Below are 19,795 nucleotides of genomic sequence, written 5' to 3'. Positions count from 1 at the left end.
TTTCTATATTACTTGCCTATGAAATGAGCTTTCCTTTTTTCAGTGAATGCTGCCACACCTTCTGCATAATCCTTCGTTAAGCCAGCAATGCGCTGACCCTCCGCTTCTTCTTTTAAGTATTCTTCCAATGAAAGATGATAGGACGCCTCTAAGTATCTTTTGATTAATCCGATTGCCTTCGTTGGCTTGTTTGCGATATTCTCTGCAAAGGCTTTCAAATGCTCGTTCCACTCATCCACACCGATCACTTTTGTAGCGAGCCCGATATTTTTCGCCTCGCCAGCCGTAACCTTTTCGCCCAATAAAGATAATTCCAGGGCTTTCGCATGACCAACGATTCGCGAAAGGTAATACAGATTCCCCGAATCAGGAATCAATCCAATATTGACAAAGGCATTTAAAAAACTGGCTTTTTCAGAAACAAGCCGAAAATCGCATGCCAGCGCCAGGCTGAAGCCAGCACCTGCAGCCACTCCATTGACTCCTGCAATGATCGGTTTTTCACAGTTTGCTATTTGCTCCATCATCGGACCGTAATCCTCACGCAGCTTCTGGCCTAAATTCATGCCCTCATCAACATCCGATAAATCCTGCCCCGAACAAAATGCCCTGCCTTCCCCAGTAACGATAATGGCCCGGACTTCATCTGCCCCCGCGGATATTTTGATCGCTTTCTGTATTTCCTTATTCATTTGGGACGTAAAGGCATTTAGTTTATCAGGACGGTTCAAAGTAAGCCAAGCAACTCCATTTTCAACACTATATTTGATCGTTTCGTACATAGAGCACCCCTTATCCGCCTGTGAATTTTGGCTCCCTTTTTTCAACAAATGCTTTCATTCCTTCTTTTTGGTCCTCTGATGCGAAAAGGATATAGAAATTCTTACGTTCAAACTGCATGCCCTCATTTAAGGGATAATCAACGGCCTTATTGATGGATTCTTTGATCAGCCTTACAGCTAACGGGGGTTGCTTTGCTATCTTTCTAGCAAAATCAACCGATTCTTCCATTAACAATTCAGGTGCCACGATCTTATTAATGAAACCATATTGCAGGGCTGTCTTTGCCTTTATCCTTTCAGCCGTCAATATCCATTCAAGTGCCTTCGTCTTGCCTACCAATTTCGTCAACCTTTGGGTTCCTCCTGCACCAGGCATGACCCCTAGTGTCACTTCAGGAAAGGAAAACTGGGTATCGCTGGCTGCAATCAGGAAATCACAGGATAAAGCAAGTTCAAAACCACCGCCGAATACAAAACTTTTCACCGCACCAATCACAGGCTTCTTGACTAGGCTTATTCGGTCCCAATCGGCAAATTGGTTCGTTAACTCCATACTGATTGGATCATCGTTCACCATCTCGTCAATATCAGCTCCAGCGGAAAATGCTTTTCCATTGCCCGATAGCAAAATCACCTTCACTTGTGGGTCCCGGTCGAATTCTTCCATGGTCGAAACTATTTCCCTAACCATTATCCTGTTAAGGGCATTAAGTTGCTTAGGCCGATTTAAAGAGATATAACCAATTCCATCCGCGATTGACGTTTCGATGAATTGAAGCGCATTCATTTTATTTCTTCACCGATCATCATCGTTACAAGTTTCCCGGCAAAGCCCATTAGGTCTTTCCCTGATGCTTTTCCTTCCGGGGAACGCATTCCTTGTTGCAATGCATCATGGTCTTCATAATACATTTCACAAAGAATGTAATACTCAGAGTCTTTGCCCATTGGGGTCCCTACAATTTTAGTGACCTCCATTTTTTGAAGACCAGGAATTTTTTCCGTTATCGGGCCATGTACATTGAAATAGTGCTCATCGAACTCTTCCTTGTTTTCAGGTTGTTTGTATAGGGCGATTAACTTTACCATTTTATAACCTCCATTTTATTAGATAAGTTTTATCATCGGTTTCATCGCTTCGAACGGATTTTTGCATGCTCTACAATATAAAATGCTGCGGCAGGCCGTAGGACCGAAGATATTTTCCATCGTTACATATGTCGATTCACAATATGGGCAGTCCACATGCCATGATCCATCACTTTTCATTTGTCGAGGAGGAGGGGAGATTCCGAAAACCTTTAATCCAGCTTTCCCCTTTTCCGTAATTCGATCGGATGTCCAGGAAGGGGAACGTAAAAATTCCACACTTACATTTTTTACGGCAGGCAGCTGTTTAAGGGCTGTTTCCACATTTTTTTGAATGATCGACAATGCCGGGCACCCTAGAAAAGTTGGCAGCATTTTTACCGAGACGTCCTGGCCCGAAACCGTCACGTCTTGAACCATCCCTAAATCCAATATACTTACTGTATCGATTTCGGGATCTTTAACGTCTTCCAGGAGCTTATATATTTCTTCTGTGTTTAACTGTACGGTCGACATGGTACCCCTCCCCTTTCTATTGAATTACCATGAAGCTGCTTTATCTGTTGCGTATACTTCACTTAACGTTTTTAGCGCCTTTTCCAAATCTTCCGTATGCTGGCCATTACGGCCATCACCTCTTGCCATGCCTATTTCAATAGTTGTTGCCAAGCCTACACTTTCAAAAATTGGGGTAATGGCCTCGATCCATTTTTTCTGTAAGTCAGCTTCGCCCTCTATCAAGCCGAGCTCAACCATTTCCTCCCCATATTGTCCCAGTGAAAATACGCCAGCAAAATCGGGCATTGTTTTTCCGATCGCCGCTTTCATTCTCGAAACCGCTTCCAAGTGACCAGATCCCAGCAATTGGACGAACCAGGTTTTCCAGTGCATCAAATGATAGTAAAGTTCCATCTGTACCTTTTGTGCCACTTCAGCAAGCGGTTCATATGAACATGAATGAAGGGATTGAACCTTAATTGCTTTGGCTTGGGTATAAAAATAATTCCGCACTACCGCAAACGCCCAATCATAATCCGGATCTTTCATATAGTGACCAGGACCATTGACCAATTCGAGAATGATCGCATTGCGCCGTTCCTTGGCGGGACGGTCATGAGCCAGCTTATCAGCATCCCCTTCACCGAGTTCATCAAGTAACTTATAATAAATGGCTGCATGCCCCATCGTGTCTTGGGATATCGAGGCGGATGCAACATCTTCTTCGATATGCGGTGCGAGTCCCAACCATTCTGCACCACGGTATGAATGGATGAAGTCATCGTCCGCCAGTTGAAGCAGCAATTCCTTGATTGCGATGTCCTTCAATGATTCATTCCTCATTTTTCACACCTCCAGCCCAAGACATTATCTCTTTTTCATCGAGCATTCCCTGCTCATACTTCCGCCATTTTTTCTTTAAATACCCGTACCCTTTTGTGGTCCTATAGTCTTTATTATCGATACGTTGAAGCGTTTTCTTTTCCTCGGCCGTCATTTTCCGTATATTCCGTCTTTTCACGACCCAGATATCATCAACCGATTCACGTCTCATGAAGTTTTCTTGTGCCATCATGATGGCGATATCCTCATTCGGCGCCAGCAGGCTGAAGTGGTATTGAACGGGTGATGATTGGGTTTTACGGCTGAATACTTCAAATTCTTCAAAGTAATTTCCTTGTCTAGTTTCCATATCGTCCTTCCCCCTCCCTTAAATGACCTTTGGCGCCAATGCCTCGCGTACCCATTTATTTTTTTCATAAGAATTTCTTCGAAGACTTAAGCGATCCTGCGAACGGGGACCTTCATTCCTTGCGAACACCTTCAATTTCCCCCAATCGGGTTGTTGGTAAATCCAGGTTTCAGACTCTTTGTCAAACCTAAGCGTTTCATCTGGAATGCTGAAGCCAAGTGAAAGGATCCGCTTCACATATTTGGAAAAAAAAGCTTGTCGAAGTTCTTCATTCGTACTGGTTCTGATTTTGTACTTAATCGTTATATCCTGTTTGGATGTGCCCACTTCATTCTTACTGGGAGGTCCAAAGAAAAGTAATAAAGATTCCCACCAATAATTGATGGAGTCTTGAACCAATTTCCTTTGTTCTTCCGTCCCTTCAGCCAAAGCCATGATTATCGCTTCACCATGCTGCGCGTGAAAAACTTCTTCCGCGCAAATCCTCTGTAATGCCCGGGCATAAGGTCCATATGAGGCGCCAAGCATGTTCGTCTGGGAAATGATGGCTGCACCATCAACCAGCCAGCCAATCAATCCAGCATCGCCCCAGGATTTGGCTTCCATATGGAAAACATTATGAAACTTTAAATCTCCTTTAAACAAATCTTGCATGAGGTCATCCCGTTTTTTACTGTAAGGCTTTAGCAAATCCTCGGCGACGCGAAGCAATAATTGCCCATGCCCCATTTCATCCTGCACCTTTGCCATGATTCCAAGTTTCCTATTTAAGGTCGGGGCTTTAGGTACCCATTCCTTTTCTGGAAGCGCCCCCATGATTTCACTGATTCCATGCATCGATATTAATTTGATTAAAGTGCCCCGGTATTCTTCCGGCATCCAATCATCCGCCTCTATCTTTTCTCCCGCTTCGATTCTGGCAATGAATTGATTTAGCTTTTCTTCTCCTGCCATATCATTTAAAAGAACGTTCATCCAAATCACCTCTTTTTTCTAATATAACGTTTATATAACGTTATTATATTTTACTGTTATATTTAATGCAAGACTATTCTGTCTTTTTTTTAAAATAAAAGGAAGTTTTCTGGGTTTATTTGATTCTTTTAATCCACTAAAACTTTAAAGGGCGAAGTTTCCACTTTGATTGAATCTGTCGGACAACCCTCCACTGCATCATCCAGATCATCAAATAAACCTTCCGCGACCTCTGCAGTTCCTTCATTTTCATCCAGGATGACAAATGCCACTCCCTCATCATTGTAATCAAAGATTTCAGGTGCAGCGGCACCGCATGCACCACATGCAATGCAAGTTTCTTGATCCACAACTGTATATTTTGACAAGAGGCCCTCCTCCTTCTGCATTTCATGATTGGCTCCATCTTCTCTTCCATTAAGAGATAAACCGATATTTAAACACGATTGCATCCGCTTTATGTATGGCGTTTACTTGTTCAATTTCTTCAGCTCCACTTATTCCAATCGATACTTCAGCTGGAAAGAACTGAACGACAGAATCGTCCGGTTTCAACATGCATGTTCATGGTATGGCATTTATAAACGAATGACTTCATCCTTCCGCTTATCAACGACACGAATCGCTTTTCCTTCTGATCGGGGAATGCTTTTTGGGATGTTGACAACAATATCCATCGTGACAAGACATGCTGATTTCAAATGATGCTGAATCGTTTTCCTTAATATCTCTACATTCCCATGCGTTAAGTCTTCTTCAATCTCCCTGTAGAAACCGCTTTCAATTTCAATGTGCAGTTCAACACCGTCCATATTTCCCTTCTTAACCAGATGAATCTGATAGTGCGGCACAATTCCCTCCATTTGGAATAACACACGCTCTATTTCAGATGGAAATACATTCACTCCCCTGACAATGATCATATCATCCGTTCTGCCCTTAACACGGGACATTCTAGTTGTCGTACGCCCGCATTTACACGGTTCATGTGTAATTGAGGCGATGTCACCTGTACGGTAACGAATGATTGGAAGCGCTTCCTTTGTAAGACTGGTAAAGACAAGTTCCCCATCTACGCCGTCCTCAACCCGTTCAAGCGTGTCCGGATTAATGACCTCGACAAGAAAATGGTCTTCTGCGATATGGAGTCCATCCTGTGCTTCATGACATTCAATCGCCACTCCCGGCCCCATGATTTCACTTAATCCGTAAATATCGATGGCTTTCAATTTCAGTTTCCTTTCAAGTGTTGCCCTCATCGCCTCCGACCATGGCTCAGCTCCGAAAATCCCATACTCAAGCCCATTATCAGCAGGATCGATTCCCATCTCTTCCATCTTTTCAGCGATATTCAAAATATAAGTAGGCGTTCCGCAAATGCCTCGCGGTTTAAAGTCATTGATGATCGTAATCTGCCTATCGGTATTCCCCCCTGAAATGGGTACTGTCGCAACTCCTAGCTTTTCTGCCCCGCAATGCAAGCCCAGGCCCCCTGTAAACAGACCATATCCATATGCGTTATGGAAAATATCTGACTTGCGGCCTCCTGCAGCTACAATTCCACGTGCGACGATTGTTGCCCAGTTTTCCAAATCATTTTTTGTATACCCGACAATTGTAGGCTTTCCGCTCGTTCCGGATGAACCATGAATGCGTGTTACATCCTCCATCGGAACGGCAAATAAACCGAATGGATACTGATCACGAAGCGTCTGTTTTTTTGTAAAGGGAAGCTTTATCACATCGTTTAGAGTTTGAATATCTTCTGGTTCCAGGCCCATCTCTCTAAACCTTTCTCTGTAATAAGGTACATTTTCATAAACATGGCTAATCGTTTTTTTTAGGCGTGCCATTTGTAGACTTTCCATTTCAGCACGCGAAGCCGTTTCAACTTCCGGATTGTACATTTTTTCAGTCCCCCTCAATTTTACTATTGATCCAACCGACATTCATAACAGTAATAAAACGAAGATTAAATTATTGTTATGATTTAGTTCAAGATTAATACGTCATTTCTACGTTGTCAATCATGTTTTTATAATTCAGATAAAATGGATGAATAGACAAAATACTAATTTACTAAATTTTCAGACTATGTTAATTTTAACAATGATATATCATTTTATCAAACACTCGTTTTAAAATCGTACTACACTAAAAGGGGGCTTACCATGGAATCACAGGCTAAAACTGGGCATTCGCCATCAGGACATGACAGAGGAAATAAGTATCGTCAATTAATTGAAACAGAAGAATTCAAGGAACTAATCCAAAGAAAAAAAGCTTTCATCGTACCTGTCACTCTCTTTTTTCTTGCTTTTTATTTTGTTCTGCCAATTTTAGCTGCTTATAGCGAAGTGTTGAAAGGCGAAGCCTTCTTCCATATTACTTGGGCTTGGGTATACGCACTCCTCCAATTTGCCGTCGTATGGATAGGGGGAATCGTCTATATAAAAAAAGCAGCGAAGTACGACAAGATGGCTAAAAATATCTTGAATAAATATGAGAAGGAGCTTGGCGAATGAGCATTTTATCCCTCACGCTTTTTTTGGGCATCATCTTGTTAACGCTTACTATAACCTATTACTCTTCTAAGAAGACAAAAAATGCCAGTGATTTTTATACGGCCGGCGGCGGATTGACAGCATGGCAGAATGGATTGGCCGTGGCAGGTGACTTTATGTCAGCCGCATCTTTCCTCGGAATTACGGGTGCAATCGCACTGATTGGTTTTGATGGCTTTTACATGAGCATCGGGAACCTTGTTGCCTTTCTTGTCTTATTGTATCTTGTGTCGGAACCACTACGCAATCTAGGTAAGTTTACGCTGGCAGATATGATTTCAGCACGCTTCAAATCAAAAAAAGTGCGAGGGATAGCTGCGGCTAACACACTTGTCATTTCAATCTTTTACATGATTGCCCAACTTGTCGGTGCAGGAGGATTAATTAAACTCTTGCTGGGCATCGATTATTGGCTATCCGTTCTTCTTGTCGGTGTACTGATGACGATTTATGTGATTTTCGGAGGGATGACAGCGACAAGCTGGGTGCAGATCACCAAAGCGGTTCTCTTGCTAGGCGGTTCTGCTGTGTTGACGTTCATCGTATTTTCACGTTTTAATTTCAACATTTCAGAGATGTTTCATCATGTCCAAACTGCAACACCGCTCGGAAAGGATTTTTTGAATCCAGGAAATAAATACACCGATGGACTCGACATGATTTCATTTAATATGTCGCTTGTCCTTGGAGCAGCCGGCCTTCCGCATTTACTCGTCCGCTTCTTTACAGTAAAGGACGCAGCTACTGCAAGGAAATCCGTCGTATATTCCACATGGTTTATAGGGGTATTTTTCATCATGACGATTTTCCTTGGTTTCGGCGCTGCATCTTTCGTCGGGTTTGAGCGGATCGTCGATGCAAACCCGGCTGGAAACATGGCCGCTCCTCTTCTTGCATTGACCATAGGCGGTGAATTTTTATTCGCATTCGTTTCTGCTGTAGCATTTGCCACGATTTTAGCGGTTGTATCCGGTCTCGTTTTAACATCGGCATCCGCTTTTGCACATGATATATACGGTGAAATCATCAAGGATGGAAATATTACGGGAAAACAGCAAGTACTCGTTGCCCGATTGGCTTCTGTCGGCGTAGCGGTCATTTCGATTCTACTTGCTTTATTCGCACAATCAATGAATGTCGCTTTTCTTTCAGTCCTCGCGCTTGGGATTGCTGCCAGTGCCAATTTACCGATCATCCTTTGCACAATATATTGGAAACGTTTCAACTCAACCGGAGCGATCACAGGAATGTCATGCGGGTTACTCAGCTCCATCATACTGGTCATGCTTAGCCCCAATGTATGGAATCCGGAACCTGGAATGGGGATTTTCACAGGCGATTCCCTCTTCACGATGAGCAACCCGACCATTTTCACCGTGCCGCTCGGCTTTATTGGAGCTTATTTAGGCACAATCTTGTCAAAGGCAAAAGATGAGGAAAACAGTTTTGCTGAAGTACTGTTCAAATCAAACACCGGATATGGGATAAGTTCAGCAAAAGACCATTAATAAGGGGGATTTCCATGACCACACATTTAGATAAGGATATTCACGAATTGCATTACAATCAAATCAAACAAGTACTGGTCGACGAACCATATGCTTCTTTTCTAGGGATGAGATTGACGAAACTCGGTCCCGGCACAGCGGAAGCAGAATTGATTCCAAGTGACCACATGCTAAATAGCCACGGAACGGTTCATGGTGCCATTATCTTTTCACTTGCTGATTACGTGTTCGCAGCAGCCAGCAATTCATATGGCAAAATAGCGGTTGGCGTTTCAAACAACATCAATTTCTTATCAGCTGGCAAACGGGGGGAGACTTTAATTGCCAGAGCGGAAGAGATCAAGAAAAACCATAAACTGGCCTGGTATAAAATAGACGTGTTAAATGAAAGGGAATTGATTGCAACCATGGAAGCGATGGTATTCAGGAAAAATCAATATTTCGTCGACCAAGTTGAATAAGTAACGTTTGAAACCGGACAAGCAATCCATTTGTCCGGTTTCCTTTCCCTTGATTTGCCAAGGATACGTACGCATAGGAAAAAAAGGGGGATTCCCGATTGGAATCCCCCTCCTCTATTTTATAACCCTTCTTTAGTTATTGACCGCAATACTGGAACCTATCACTATTAACGGCTCCCCGCACTCCCGTTCACTTATCCCATCCGTCTGATAAGCGGTTTTCCCTCTATGCCTTCCCGATGATCATGGCCAGATTTGCTGAAATCCACATGGACATCCATTATTCAAAGAGACCGTTGTGATGCTACCATTTTCTCCTTCTTTCCTACATATACATCCAGTGCAGCCTGCAAAGCCTCTCCCCGATTAACTTGGAACCCCTTGCGCAAAAGGACAGCTTCCAAGGAGGCCAATACAAACAGGATGTTTTCTTTCCTGCAACTGAATCCCATGGTCCCGATTCTCCAGATTTTCCCGTGAAGCGGACCAAATGAGGAAGCGATTTCGATGCCAAATTCATTCAACAGCATGTCTCTTACAGCTTCACCATCGATTCCTTTTGGAATTTCAATGCAAGTTACACACGGAAGTTTGTTTTTCCCATCCCCGAATAACATTAGTCCCATTGCCTTGATCCCTTCAACGAGAGCTGCTTCGTGGAGTTCATGACGGGCAAAGCGCGTTTCCAGACCTTCTTCGAGCACAAGGCGCAATCCTTCACGTAACGCATAAATCATGGAAGTTGCTTCTGTATGATGATTCAAACGACGCGGTCCCCAATAATCCTGCAGCATGCTTAAATCGAAATAATTACTGGCGATCGGACGGCTGAGCGAAACCTGTTGGTTTTCTTCATCCGTGGCAATACCACGTTCCACCTTTTTGCGGGACTGGATGATTTCTTCTATTCGCTCATTATAAGTAATCGGTGCCATACCGGAAGGAACGGACAAGCATTTTTGCGTCCCTCCTATCAATCCATCAATACACCATTCATCCATCTTAACATCGGTGCCCCCGATGGAGGCAACCGCATCCACAACAAGCAGGACACCCAATTCACGGCAGGCCCGCCCGATTTCCTTCAAAGGCTGCATACAACCAGTGGAGGTTTCCCCATGTACGATTGCTGTTATTTTTGGGGAGACTTTCTTGATTTCCGCAATGACTGCTTGCGGTTCGAACACTTCTCCCCAAGGACATTCCATCGTATGGACTTCAGCTCCGTATCGCTCACAGATCTCCACCAATAAATGACCGAACCTTCCGAATATAGGAACCAGGACCTTATCCCCCGGCTCAATGATGCTGCAAAGAATCGCTTCATTACCGGATCTTGAGGTGCCATCAATCGGGAACGCCCATTTATTTTTCGTTTGAAAAACCAAACGCAGCATTTCCATCACTTCATTCATGATAGTGGTGAATGCAGGATCGAATTGCCCTAATATCGGTGTGCTCATCGCCCTTAAAACACGCGGGTCAACTTCGACCGGTCCTGGTGTCATGATCGTTCTCATCGGTGCATTCAATTCTGAATATGCCATTTTTACCAACTCCTTCAATAGGCTATTTTATAAAATATTTCATTCAAAAATCCGATTCCCTGATCCATATCCATCGCAACAGGTTTGACATCCATCCATTGTGAACCCCCAGCTTCATTTCCGCTTTCTTTGCCAGGGAATCGGGAGTCGAAAAGTGTCCTTACAAAACCTTTCAAAAACCTTTTCCTCACCGATGCCGTTCGGAACATTGAATTCCGAAGCCAGACGACAGCATCCTTCCTGTATGAATGGGAGTGGTGCCCGCATGATCACTCTTAATGATTTTCACCGTATAAAGGCGCTGCCGACAATATGGCTGACGCCCCCATATGCGCCGCCATATTCCCCCCATCCTTGTCCGTTTCCATATGGGAACTGGTCAGATTGATTCCACCGGAGGCCCCCCTAAAGCATACACTATCAAAATATATAATAAGTTTTTTCCCATCCTCAGCTTTCATTGCCTGCTGAGCGCTCATCCTTTCCTTGGAATATAATATCCGGGTCACCCCATTACTCTCTGTTTCCCCGAAAAATGCTAACCATTCTATCATCGAACGCAACATCATCCTTTTCATCTATTAATTTTTCGTTTTGATTGCCCATCATATCGCTTCCCTTCGCAATAGCCTTTGATGTCATGAACATTCACAAAATTTATGTCATCTATTATTTTACTTGCTTTCGCATTTAACTTCATTGACAATTTTGTTAGTATTTCGGTGTTTTTTTGTGCAAAATAACCAACTGAAAGACAACCAATAATGTGTATATATACAGATTTCTATGATCAAAAGAACTTTTGCTAAAGTCAGCTCCTTATCATATTGACTGGTATTTTTGATAAATTAGGAAACTAGTTCTACTTATGCCAGCCAAATTAACTTTTGATGGACTGCAAACCTAAAAAGATGATGTCTTATCTTTGTTACATCTAATTCACATATGTTTTATTTGCTTTTTCTTTTTATAAAGAATTAGACCAAAATGGGGAACAAGTGATCGTGATCACTAGTTCCCCATTTTATCGAATAATCACTTATTTTAATCCGAAGCCCCGTATGAATTACTGGTAGAAGTTAAGATATGACACTAAGCTAAGCCTCATGAATTTAATAACATTGGATCCTGGTTGGTCTGAATGCCCCAGAAATCACTTAATGTTTACACTTATTTTTCTTCGCTTCAATGCGTCGTCGATGCAGGATAGGCTCAGTATACCCACTTGGTTGGTTATAGCCTTGAAACACTAGGTCGCATGCCGCTTGAAACGCCACTGAGCTGTCGTAATTATCCGCGATACATTGATAGGCTGAATCTCCACTGTTTTGTACATCCACTACTTTAGCCATTCGTTGTAAAGTCTCCAAAACCTGTCCTTTTGTACAAATTCCGTGAAGCCAGTTAGCGATATGCTGACTCGAAATTCTTAGTGTGGCACGGTCTTCTATCAACCCTACATTGTTGATATCTGGTACTTTGGAACAACCAATTCCTTGTTCTACCCAACGTACAACATAACCGAGGATACCTTGAGCATCGTTATCCAGCTCTTGCTGAATTTCTTCCGGACTCCATTCGGGGTTTTGAACCACTGGGATTTCTAAAATATCATCACTCCCTTTGAACGGGTTCAATACTTAATTTGTTTTCGATTTCAAGTTCTCAAATTTATTGTTTTGTTTTCTTATAATCAATTTCAAGTTTATCGTTAGAGATGTCCAATCGTGTGTACACCTTTTTTCTTCAATCGTAAAATGAAATCCCGTTTTTTTGAATAATAACCTTACATTTCCATTATCAGGTAGATATATCGGTTACTGCCCGACTCCCAATTTATTTGTTAATTTATTCCAATTAATAAATTTTTCCAAAAAGATCGATATAATGACACCCATAATGAGACCATTTGTAATGAAAGGCTGCAAGAGGACAGGTATACTGCCGAATAATGCTGGCGGGATATTCATGATGCTAACTCCAACTAGGACTGGCCCCGCTAAACGGAGTATCGTTTCAGAGTTGAATAACGTTCCTTTCAGGCTGTTTAATGCGGTCCCGAATAATTGAAGGTATGCGACAAATAAAACAGCGTTACCTATTGTTAATGGTATTGTTCCTAAGAATCTACCTAATGGCGGAATAACTCCAAGGAGAGTAAACAAAAATCCGCTTATAATGAATGGCTTTCGTTTGAATAACTTGGTACTTTGTAAAAAACCTATCGTAGATGTAAATGGTGTAAAAGGGACCAAGCCAAAAATCGAAGTGATAAACGCAAAAATACCTGTTACAAAAATAGATCTCCTGTATTGACTATGTTCCACCTTTTCCTTGTAAACATCTGCAACAGCTTGAATAGAAGCGAAAGAATTCGTTAAATTCAGAAGGACCGCAAAAAAGGAAACAAAAATAATACCAATATTCAAGTTTGGAGTTCCAAGTGGAAAGAAAGTGAATGCCATACCTGAAGAGCTAGCCGTCGGAAGATCTGAAGGGAAAATAATTCGATATAATGACCATCCTACGATAATTCCGATCAGGATTGAGAAATTGCCTAGTATTTTCCCTCCTTTAATCCTTAAAAAGCCAACGAAGATGACTATCAAGATTGAAAACAAACTGACAGGGAGATCAATTGTTCCACTTTCGGTTATTTTAAACATACCTTTGAAGAAAATAAAGATGAGCTGAAAGGTCAGTAAAAATATATAAACACTTATCACCATCGGCTTAATTACTTTTTGTATGATATAAATCAGGTTAAATGCCGCAAGCAGTACGGTTACAGCTCCAGCCAGCAAAATACCTGTTGCAATTCCTCCTCCTACGGTTGCAAAATCCAATCCGAGTGCAGATGCAGAGATGCCCATATTTATCATCAGACCCCACATTAGCCCCGAATGGCTGTCCAATAATGGATAACGATGCCCAATCCAGGCCTGCAGAATACAGGATATTCCTGTAAAGATAAAGGAGCATCTTATCGTCATTTCAATTGTTTCTGTAGGAAGCTGGAATGCTGCTCCTACAGAAATTGGTACGACAACCGTATTGGCAAAAATAAAAAAAAGCCACTGTAAAGAGGAGAATAATGTTACAGTAACTCCTTGCTGAGTCATCTTAATCATCACCATTTCCGATTTCTGGATTTTCATAAAATCTGTTTGCTAGTTTTTAAGGATGCTAATCGTAGAAATTACAACTCATCACTTTTTATAAATAAAAATAAAAATATAAGCGAAGCGCTGTCTTCATTACAATCGCTTCGCCTTAATCACTTTTTTTGTTTTTTAAAGAAGAAACTTAAATTATTTTGTAATGTTTAATAATCTTAGACTTTTTCTAATATCTTGTTATATCCATAGGCAATGCCCCTGCAGCAAAGCCTACAAACATGAATCGACTGTTTCCTGTATTACGCATTCCATGAATTTGATTTGGCTTGGCCAATACTACCATTCCTTTTCTGATCGTGATCTCATTCTCTAGATCAGGAAAGTATGTTCCTTCCCCCTCAATGCAGACCCAAATATCATCAACATTCGAATGGGAATGTAAAAATACTTCCTGCTCAGGTTCAAGACACCAAACTGCCCCAACAGTTTTATCCGTTTCATAAAAATAATTTTTTTGTGGTGCATTAGAATCGAATTTTGCTATTTTATCGATTTCAAAAACTCTTTCCTCAATTATCGACTTTTTGTTCAAAATTACATTCTGGTCCATACCTCGGCACCTCTTTTATATTTAATGGTTTTGAATTACACTTACCGGATCTCCCTAAAATACAATTCTGCCCGCATTAAATCTCTTGAAGTTGTCATCTACGCATTTCTTCTAAATGATGTGACCTTTTACAAGGATGCATCACGATTACAATCTTTAGAGTAAACATATGTTAAATTTTCTCTGCCTACCGCATAGGCTGCTTGATGTACATATGGACCCATGAAAATGTAATCTCCTTTCTTTACAGGAACCCACTGATTATCCAGGTTATACATCCCTTCTCCCGAGAGTAAGTAGGCTCCATGTTCTTGCACATGTGTTTCGATGAATGGATGAGATGCAGCAGGATCAAAGGAAAGAATATGAAAATTCATATCAAAATCTATATCAGCAGGCAATAGATCCTTAAGATGGACATTATGCATATCATCATAAATCCTGAATTCAATGTTGTTCGCATGGTTTGAATAAACCCATGGCTTCCGTCCTTCAAGTGGACGATACTTTTGCTTATATAGGAATAGTTTAGAATCTCCATCCGATTGGTTTTCTAAATACATCTTTGTTCCTGGCGGACAGTATAAATAACCGCTTTCATCGAGGACAAACTCTTGTTCACCTGCAGCAGCTTTTATTTTCCCTTCAATAACATAAACAAATGTCTCAACATCTTCTTGTCCACCAAACCCTTCGCTGTTCTTTCCTTCCTTTTGCATTGTCACAATGTAATCGACAAAGCTTGCTCCAAGCTTTGGAGAACCCAAAATGGAAATGATACAATTCTCAAATCCCGGAACAACATTATTAACCAATCCTTCAGGTGCAATTAAAGCATATTTACCGTGCTCAATTATTGATCTGCTTGCTAATAAATCTTTAGGATAACCCATCTTTTAAACTCTCCTTTTAATCGTATTTTATTTGAAATATGTGACTCATGGTGTGCCCTGTTCCCGCTATAAATCAACTTATAATTGAAGCTTCTTTTCATATATTATTAGCCTGTGTTAGAAACAATTAAGTCCCTTATATAAATATTAACCGCTTTCATTCAATTAGTCTTTATGCCTTATCGATAAAAACGTTTTATATTTTTGTTCATTATAGATAAACATATTACCTTCAGGTAAGGTCCTGGTTCCTTACATGCTTCTTTTGCTTTGGCTGTTTTAACATACTTTGTTGCTATTTACCAAGTAGTGAGGTGTGGTTGATTTCCCCTTCAGATGCTCGCTTTCCGCGGGGCGGGTGGTGAGCCTCCTCGGCGTAAACGCCTGTGGGGTCTCACCTGTCCCGCTGCTCCCGCAGGAGTCTCGCACTTCCGCTCCAATCAACCTTAAATAGTTTCGTTTTAAAAACAACAACCTTTACGAAAAGAGCCTTTGCTTTTAAGATTGTGCAATAAGATTTTCCCCAGTCCTTTATAGCTTAACAATCCTAGATTTTAATTTTTTCCACAGTGGTAATGCTGCCATTTTCAAAAACAATAGCCCCATTGACGATCGTTGTTGTTACTTGCCCTTTAAATGTCCTGCCAACATAAGGCGACTGTTGATGGCGGTAGAACAAATCTTCCTTTTTCAGCTCGAAGCTTTTGTTCAGATTAACTATCGCCAGATCAGCATCGCTATCAACGGCTATTATCCCTTTATGGGGATAAAGGCCAAATAACTTAGCTGGATTCGTTGATGTTAATTCAACAATTTTCCCCAGAGGAAGATTACGGTTGAAATGCCCCTCTGTCAACATAATATTGAGCGTAGATTGGGCACCGGAAATCCCACCCCAGGCACTGAAAAAGTCATCATTTATTACTTCTTTCATAGAGGCAGGTGCTGGTGAATGGTCGGATGCTATTACGTCAATTTCACCGTTTGCTACAGCTTCCCATAATTGTTCCACTTCTTCATCATCACGCAGTGGAGGGCAGCATTTTGCCAAACCTCCTTTTTCCTCTAAGTCTTTTAATGTCAAAGATAAATAATGAGGGCATGTTTCTACCGTAATATCCAGGCCTCTTTGCTTTGCCTGATTGATGACTTCCACTACTTTGCGGCTGCTCGCATGAACAATATGCAGCTTACACCCTGTAGCTTCTGCATATGAAATTATTCTTCTTACCGCTTCAATTTCGGAAATTATCGGTCTTGATTCGACGAAGTCTTTTGCAGTCGTCTTATTTTGTCTTTGTTTTTCTTGTGCAAGCTGATCACAAATGACTGTACTTTCAGCATGAACGGCTAAAAGTGAACCTACAGAGGCAATTTCTCTCATCCCTTTAAAAATCGTAATATCATCGACATGATTGAAATCGACAATTCCGCTCGGTGACATAAAAGCTTTAAATCCAATTACTCCATTTTCATCAAGTTCCTTAATATTCTCGATATTTTCTGGTATAAGTCCACCCCAAAAGCGGCAATTGACCACCGACTTTTCTTCTGAGCAAGCTCTCTTTAATGCCAAATATTCTTTATTGATTGTTGGCGGTGTACTGTTCAATGGCATATCAAAATAGGTTGTCACCCCACCTGCCGCTAAACTTCTGCTGCCAGTTTGAACACCTTCCCACTCAGTTCTGCCTGGCTCGTTGAAATGAACATGAGAATCAATTAATCCTGGGAGGATGTGCTGCCCCTCAGCATTAATTTCTCTTGTTGCTATAGCATCAATATTTTTTCCGATAGTCACTTCTTTAATTTTCCCTTCCTTAATTGCAATATCTCCTTGAACAATCGAATCAAACATTACAAGATTTCCATTTCTAATGAGTAAATCATATGTAGCCATAGGTTCATTCCTTTCTATGGGAAATCAAATTTTATAAAAACTACAAGGCCAATCCTCTTTTACAGTTGCATAATGAAGAAACGAACATCTTGCTTTGGGCTGTTGGAACGTAAATATTTGGAATGAAATACACCTATTACATTCTGAACATCGTTTTGAGATTTAGTAGATTCCACTTTCTATCAAGCAATTTTGGAAAGAATCGCATCCACCTTTATGAACAGGAAGCGAGATGCGCAGCCTTGACTGTTATCTTGTTTTGTACGGCATTTCCTCGCCAAGGCAAAAGTGATTTTTAAATATTCAGACTCTTTTACTGACCATTTCACTTTTCCATCAATTAAGCCCCTTTAACCACATCCTCTCGTTTCTGTTGCACTTTTTAAACAAAAACAATATAGATGAACGAATGCGAGCATCGTACCTGAGAAAAATGATAGAGCAAATAATAGCTTGAGAGCAGGCAAAAACTGGCGAATTGTATGCGCTCAAAATATAAATATGTTTCTAAATATAATAAAAAACTTGGGATTTATGGAATGTAAAAAAAAATCTTGAAAACAGTTTCATTAACCTTCAATCCTCTATACAATTGATTATAAGCGGATTCATTCACAAAATCATTATGCGATGTAAACTTTAAATTTTTGTCCAAATTTAACAAGATTCGTTTGCTTCCCTTTCTAGTAATAAAAACTGACAAAATGTAGAATTAGAAGGTGTATGATGAAAAAGGTAGAAGATTTATTTATCGTTGATGTGTTTCAAGAAGCCAAAATTATTGCTGGACATGCCGGACTTAAAAGGAAAGTAGAATCAATTGAGATTTCAGAAACACCAGATGCCATCAATTTTTTAGCTAAGAACTCCCTATTATTGACAACAGGATACGCTTTTAAAAACGACCCCCATGCATTATGCAATCTCATTTCCCAAATTAATGAACTTCCATGTGCAGGGATTGCCATTAAACTTAAAAGATTCATTGATAAGATCCCGCAGGATGTAATCGAATTGGCTGACTCATTAGAATTTCCAATCATTCAAATTCCAGAGACATTAACATTAGGTGCGGTTGCTCATCAATTATTAAGCTTTATATGGGATAACCAAATTGAAGAGTTATTCTATGCGATGCATATTCACAAGGAATTTACCAATATGATGATAAAAGGCTACAGTCTGAATTCTTTAATTGAAAATCTTGGCTCCCTATTAAAATGTCCTGTTCTCCTACTTGATCCTATTGGTGATGTGACATCCTTTTCTCATCATTTTCGTACAGGAAATATGAAAATCGTTATGAAAAATGTTCAAGAACACATTAAACGTGATATAGAAACATACCTAGAGAAAAACCAGCTCACAATCGACATCCAAAATACGGATATTTCTATAAAAATGTTTCGGGTGAAAACAATGCGTCCCTATCCCTATTTTCTATTAATTCTTGACCCTGAGAAGCTTTCATACCCATCATCACAATTAGCTATAGAACAAGCATCAACAGTCATTTCATTCACGCTGCTTAAAAACGAGGCTATTAGAGAAAACAGCCGTTTGTTAGAAAATAACTTTTTTGCTTCCCTTGTTGATGGAAAGATTTCTAACAAACAAGAAATTATTCATAGGGGAAAACAGCATGGCTTAATCGACAATATGAAATACGTATGCATTGTATGTAAGATTGATGATGATAAACAAAACGCTTTACAAAAAAGTGCAGACATAATGAATAGATTATACGACTATTTATATAAATTTTTACATAAATCATTTTTAAAAATAGATACTAACAACATCGTTTTTATGAAAGATGGATATTTTGTTATTTTGATGCAAGCTCCTCTGAATATTAATGATTCGATTAAAAGCATAATAGAAGAAAGGCTGAAGGAATTCCAGAATGAGGCTTATTCAAATCTAAAAATTTCGTTGTCGTTTGGAGTTGGTAACTTTTCTAATGACCTTACCTATATCCACCTTACATATGAAGAGGCAGTGGAAGCATGGACAAATGGGGCTGAACTGTTTCAAAATAAATTTATCAACTTTTACGAAACCAAGCAATTAATCGAACTGATTCGGTTAATTCCCGAAAAAGATTTAAAAAAATTTTATGAAAATACTTTACGTTCTCTATCCTACCCGAAAAATAAAGATGAAAAAGACTTAGTTAATACCTTATTGGTATATTTGGATAATAATTGTGAACTTGCTATTACATCCAGGAAACTGTTTGTTCACCGTAATACCGTTAAATACCGAATTGCCAAATGTGAGGACATGTTGAATTATTCCGTTCATGATTCAAAAAACTCACTTCATTTACGTATAGCTTTACTCATGAGTTCAATTTTCAGGGGTAATAGTGATTAATAAGATATTGTAATTACTACTAAAGTAGATATTGACTGAAGGTAAACTGCCCACGCAGACAGAGATCAATATAAAGAGTAAATCTAGACTTTATTTTCTGGAAGTGTCTTGGATTATGGAGGAATCCAGGAATTTCAGTGGCTTTTTTATGAACATACAGAACTCCTTTTATTACATTGGATCATTGTCGTTACGCATGACTATTTCATCGAATGAAGGCTCTCTGTCCTAAAATTGAAATGTATTCATTTTGAAAAAACTCGTGATCCGATACAGTC

The 19,795-nt window shown here is 40.3% G+C and carries 21 protein-coding genes and 1 pseudogene; 4 read left to right on the top strand and 18 right to left on the bottom strand.

The features are described 5' to 3' along the window. Window positions 1-8 precede the first annotated feature (8 nt). From MHB45_RS02865 to MHB45_RS02820, 10 genes are all read right to left on the bottom strand, one after another. On the bottom strand, window positions 9-782 hold the full coding sequence (locus MHB45_RS02865) for an enoyl-CoA hydratase-related protein (protein WP_048678757.1): 774 nt from the start codon (window positions 780-782) through the stop codon (window positions 9-11). Between the two features lie 10 nt (window positions 783-792). Next, window positions 793-1,569, bottom strand: coding sequence for an enoyl-CoA hydratase/isomerase family protein (locus MHB45_RS02860; protein ID WP_048678754.1), 777 nt, complete (start codon window positions 1,567-1,569; stop codon window positions 793-795). Beyond that, on the bottom strand, window positions 1,566-1,871 hold the full coding sequence (locus tag MHB45_RS02855; protein ID WP_034314904.1) for an EthD family reductase: 306 nt from the start codon (window positions 1,869-1,871) through the stop codon (window positions 1,566-1,568). Before MHB45_RS02855 ends, MHB45_RS02860 begins: the two co-directional genes overlap by 4 nt. 18 nt (window positions 1,872-1,889) lie before the next feature. After that, the gene (gene paaD, locus MHB45_RS02850; RefSeq protein WP_048678751.1) at window positions 1,890-2,387 is read right to left on the bottom strand and encodes a 1,2-phenylacetyl-CoA epoxidase subunit PaaD; all 498 of its coding nucleotides are present in this window, start codon (window positions 2,385-2,387) and stop codon (window positions 1,890-1,892) included. Between the two features lie 24 nt (window positions 2,388-2,411). Continuing rightward, on the bottom strand, window positions 2,412-3,212 hold the full coding sequence (gene paaC, locus MHB45_RS02845) for a 1,2-phenylacetyl-CoA epoxidase subunit PaaC (protein WP_048678749.1): 801 nt from the start codon (window positions 3,210-3,212) through the stop codon (window positions 2,412-2,414). Further along, entirely contained in the window at window positions 3,202-3,561 is a 360-nt protein-coding gene (gene paaB / locus MHB45_RS02840; protein WP_048678746.1) for a 1,2-phenylacetyl-CoA epoxidase subunit PaaB, read from the bottom strand. Before paaB ends, paaC begins: the two co-directional genes overlap by 11 nt. An 18-nt stretch (window positions 3,562-3,579) precedes the next feature. Beyond that, window positions 3,580-4,536, bottom strand: a complete 957-nt coding sequence (gene paaA, locus MHB45_RS02835; protein WP_048678742.1) for a 1,2-phenylacetyl-CoA epoxidase subunit PaaA — start codon at window positions 4,534-4,536, stop codon at window positions 3,580-3,582. Between the two features lie 128 nt (window positions 4,537-4,664). Further along, a complete protein-coding gene (locus tag MHB45_RS02830) occupies window positions 4,665-4,904 on the bottom strand; it encodes a ferredoxin (RefSeq protein ID WP_048678740.1) in 240 nt (79 codons plus the stop codon). A 49-nt stretch (window positions 4,905-4,953) separates the two neighbouring features. Continuing rightward, window positions 4,954-5,091 (bottom strand): hypothetical protein, encoded by a 138-nt coding sequence (locus MHB45_RS02825; RefSeq protein ID WP_153246090.1) that lies wholly within the window; start codon window positions 5,089-5,091, stop codon window positions 4,954-4,956. A gap of 23 nt (window positions 5,092-5,114) precedes the next feature. Next, window positions 5,115-6,443 (bottom strand): phenylacetate--CoA ligase family protein, encoded by a 1,329-nt coding sequence (locus MHB45_RS02820; RefSeq protein ID WP_048678737.1) that lies wholly within the window; start codon window positions 6,441-6,443, stop codon window positions 5,115-5,117. A 264-nt stretch (window positions 6,444-6,707) separates the two neighbouring features. On the opposite strand from MHB45_RS02820, the gene MHB45_RS02815 reads away from it, so the two are divergent. The 3 genes from MHB45_RS02815 to MHB45_RS02805 are packed head-to-tail and all read left to right on the top strand — an operon-like array spanning window position 6,708 to window position 9,069. Continuing rightward, window positions 6,708-7,061, top strand: a complete 354-nt coding sequence (locus MHB45_RS02815; protein ID WP_048678734.1) for a DUF485 domain-containing protein — start codon at window positions 6,708-6,710, stop codon at window positions 7,059-7,061. Continuing rightward, window positions 7,058-8,608, top strand: coding sequence for a solute symporter family protein (locus tag MHB45_RS02810; protein ID WP_048678731.1), 1,551 nt, complete (start codon window positions 7,058-7,060; stop codon window positions 8,606-8,608). Before MHB45_RS02815 ends, MHB45_RS02810 begins: the two co-directional genes overlap by 4 nt. Before the next feature lie 14 nt (window positions 8,609-8,622). After that, window positions 8,623-9,069 carry a PaaI family thioesterase gene (locus tag MHB45_RS02805; protein WP_048678729.1) on the top strand — a complete coding sequence of 149 codons (447 nt, stop codon included), beginning with the start codon at window positions 8,623-8,625 and terminating at the stop codon, window positions 9,067-9,069. Window positions 9,070-9,353: 284 nt separating this feature from the next. Here MHB45_RS02805 and MHB45_RS02800 read toward each other — a convergent pair whose 3' ends face one another. The 8 genes and pseudogenes from MHB45_RS02800 to MHB45_RS02765 form a co-directional block, all read right to left on the bottom strand. Next, entirely contained in the window at window positions 9,354-10,616 is a 1,263-nt protein-coding gene (locus MHB45_RS02800) for a pyridoxal-phosphate-dependent aminotransferase family protein (RefSeq protein ID WP_048678724.1), read from the bottom strand. Between the two features lie 14 nt (window positions 10,617-10,630). Next, a complete protein-coding gene (locus MHB45_RS02795; protein ID WP_153246089.1) occupies window positions 10,631-10,792 on the bottom strand; it encodes a hypothetical protein in 162 nt (53 codons plus the stop codon). 99 nt (window positions 10,793-10,891) lie between these two features. Beyond that, the gene (locus tag MHB45_RS02790; protein WP_048678721.1) at window positions 10,892-11,170 is read right to left on the bottom strand and encodes a hypothetical protein; all 279 of its coding nucleotides are present in this window, start codon (window positions 11,168-11,170) and stop codon (window positions 10,892-10,894) included. Window positions 11,171-11,773: 603 nt separating this feature from the next. Next, a pseudogene (locus tag MHB45_RS02785) lies at window positions 11,774-12,232 on the bottom strand (malate synthase G); the annotation flags it as partial. Between the two features lie 201 nt (window positions 12,233-12,433). Next, window positions 12,434-13,738 carry a uracil/xanthine transporter gene (locus MHB45_RS02780; protein ID WP_048678715.1) on the bottom strand — a complete coding sequence of 435 codons (1,305 nt, stop codon included), beginning with the start codon at window positions 13,736-13,738 and terminating at the stop codon, window positions 12,434-12,436. Window positions 13,739-13,961: 223 nt separating this feature from the next. Then, window positions 13,962-14,345 (bottom strand): cupin domain-containing protein, encoded by a 384-nt coding sequence (locus tag MHB45_RS02775; RefSeq protein ID WP_207117649.1) that lies wholly within the window; start codon window positions 14,343-14,345, stop codon window positions 13,962-13,964. Window positions 14,346-14,473: 128 nt separating this feature from the next. Next, window positions 14,474-15,238: a (S)-ureidoglycine aminohydrolase gene (allE, locus tag MHB45_RS02770; RefSeq protein WP_048678712.1), complete on the bottom strand. Its 765-nt coding sequence runs from the start codon at window positions 15,236-15,238 to the stop codon at window positions 14,474-14,476. Window positions 15,239-15,785: 547 nt separating this feature from the next. Beyond that, window positions 15,786-17,138 carry an allantoinase gene (locus tag MHB45_RS02765; protein ID WP_048689595.1) on the bottom strand — a complete coding sequence of 451 codons (1,353 nt, stop codon included), beginning with the start codon at window positions 17,136-17,138 and terminating at the stop codon, window positions 15,786-15,788. A gap of 726 nt (window positions 17,139-17,864) precedes the next feature. Between MHB45_RS02765 and MHB45_RS02760 the strand changes: the two genes are divergently transcribed. Beyond that, window positions 17,865-19,517 carry a PucR family transcriptional regulator gene (locus MHB45_RS02760; RefSeq protein ID WP_048689596.1) on the top strand — a complete coding sequence of 551 codons (1,653 nt, stop codon included), beginning with the start codon at window positions 17,865-17,867 and terminating at the stop codon, window positions 19,515-19,517. Window positions 19,518-19,795 lie beyond the last annotated feature (278 nt).

The organism is Peribacillus sp. FSL K6-5616 (assembly GCF_038008245.1).
In the GTDB taxonomy this organism is placed as follows: Bacteria; Bacillota; Bacilli; order Bacillales; family DSM-1321; genus Peribacillus; species Peribacillus frigoritolerans.
The sequence above is the reverse complement of the archived record's forward strand: the minus strand, read 5'-3'. Positions and strand labels throughout refer to the sequence as shown.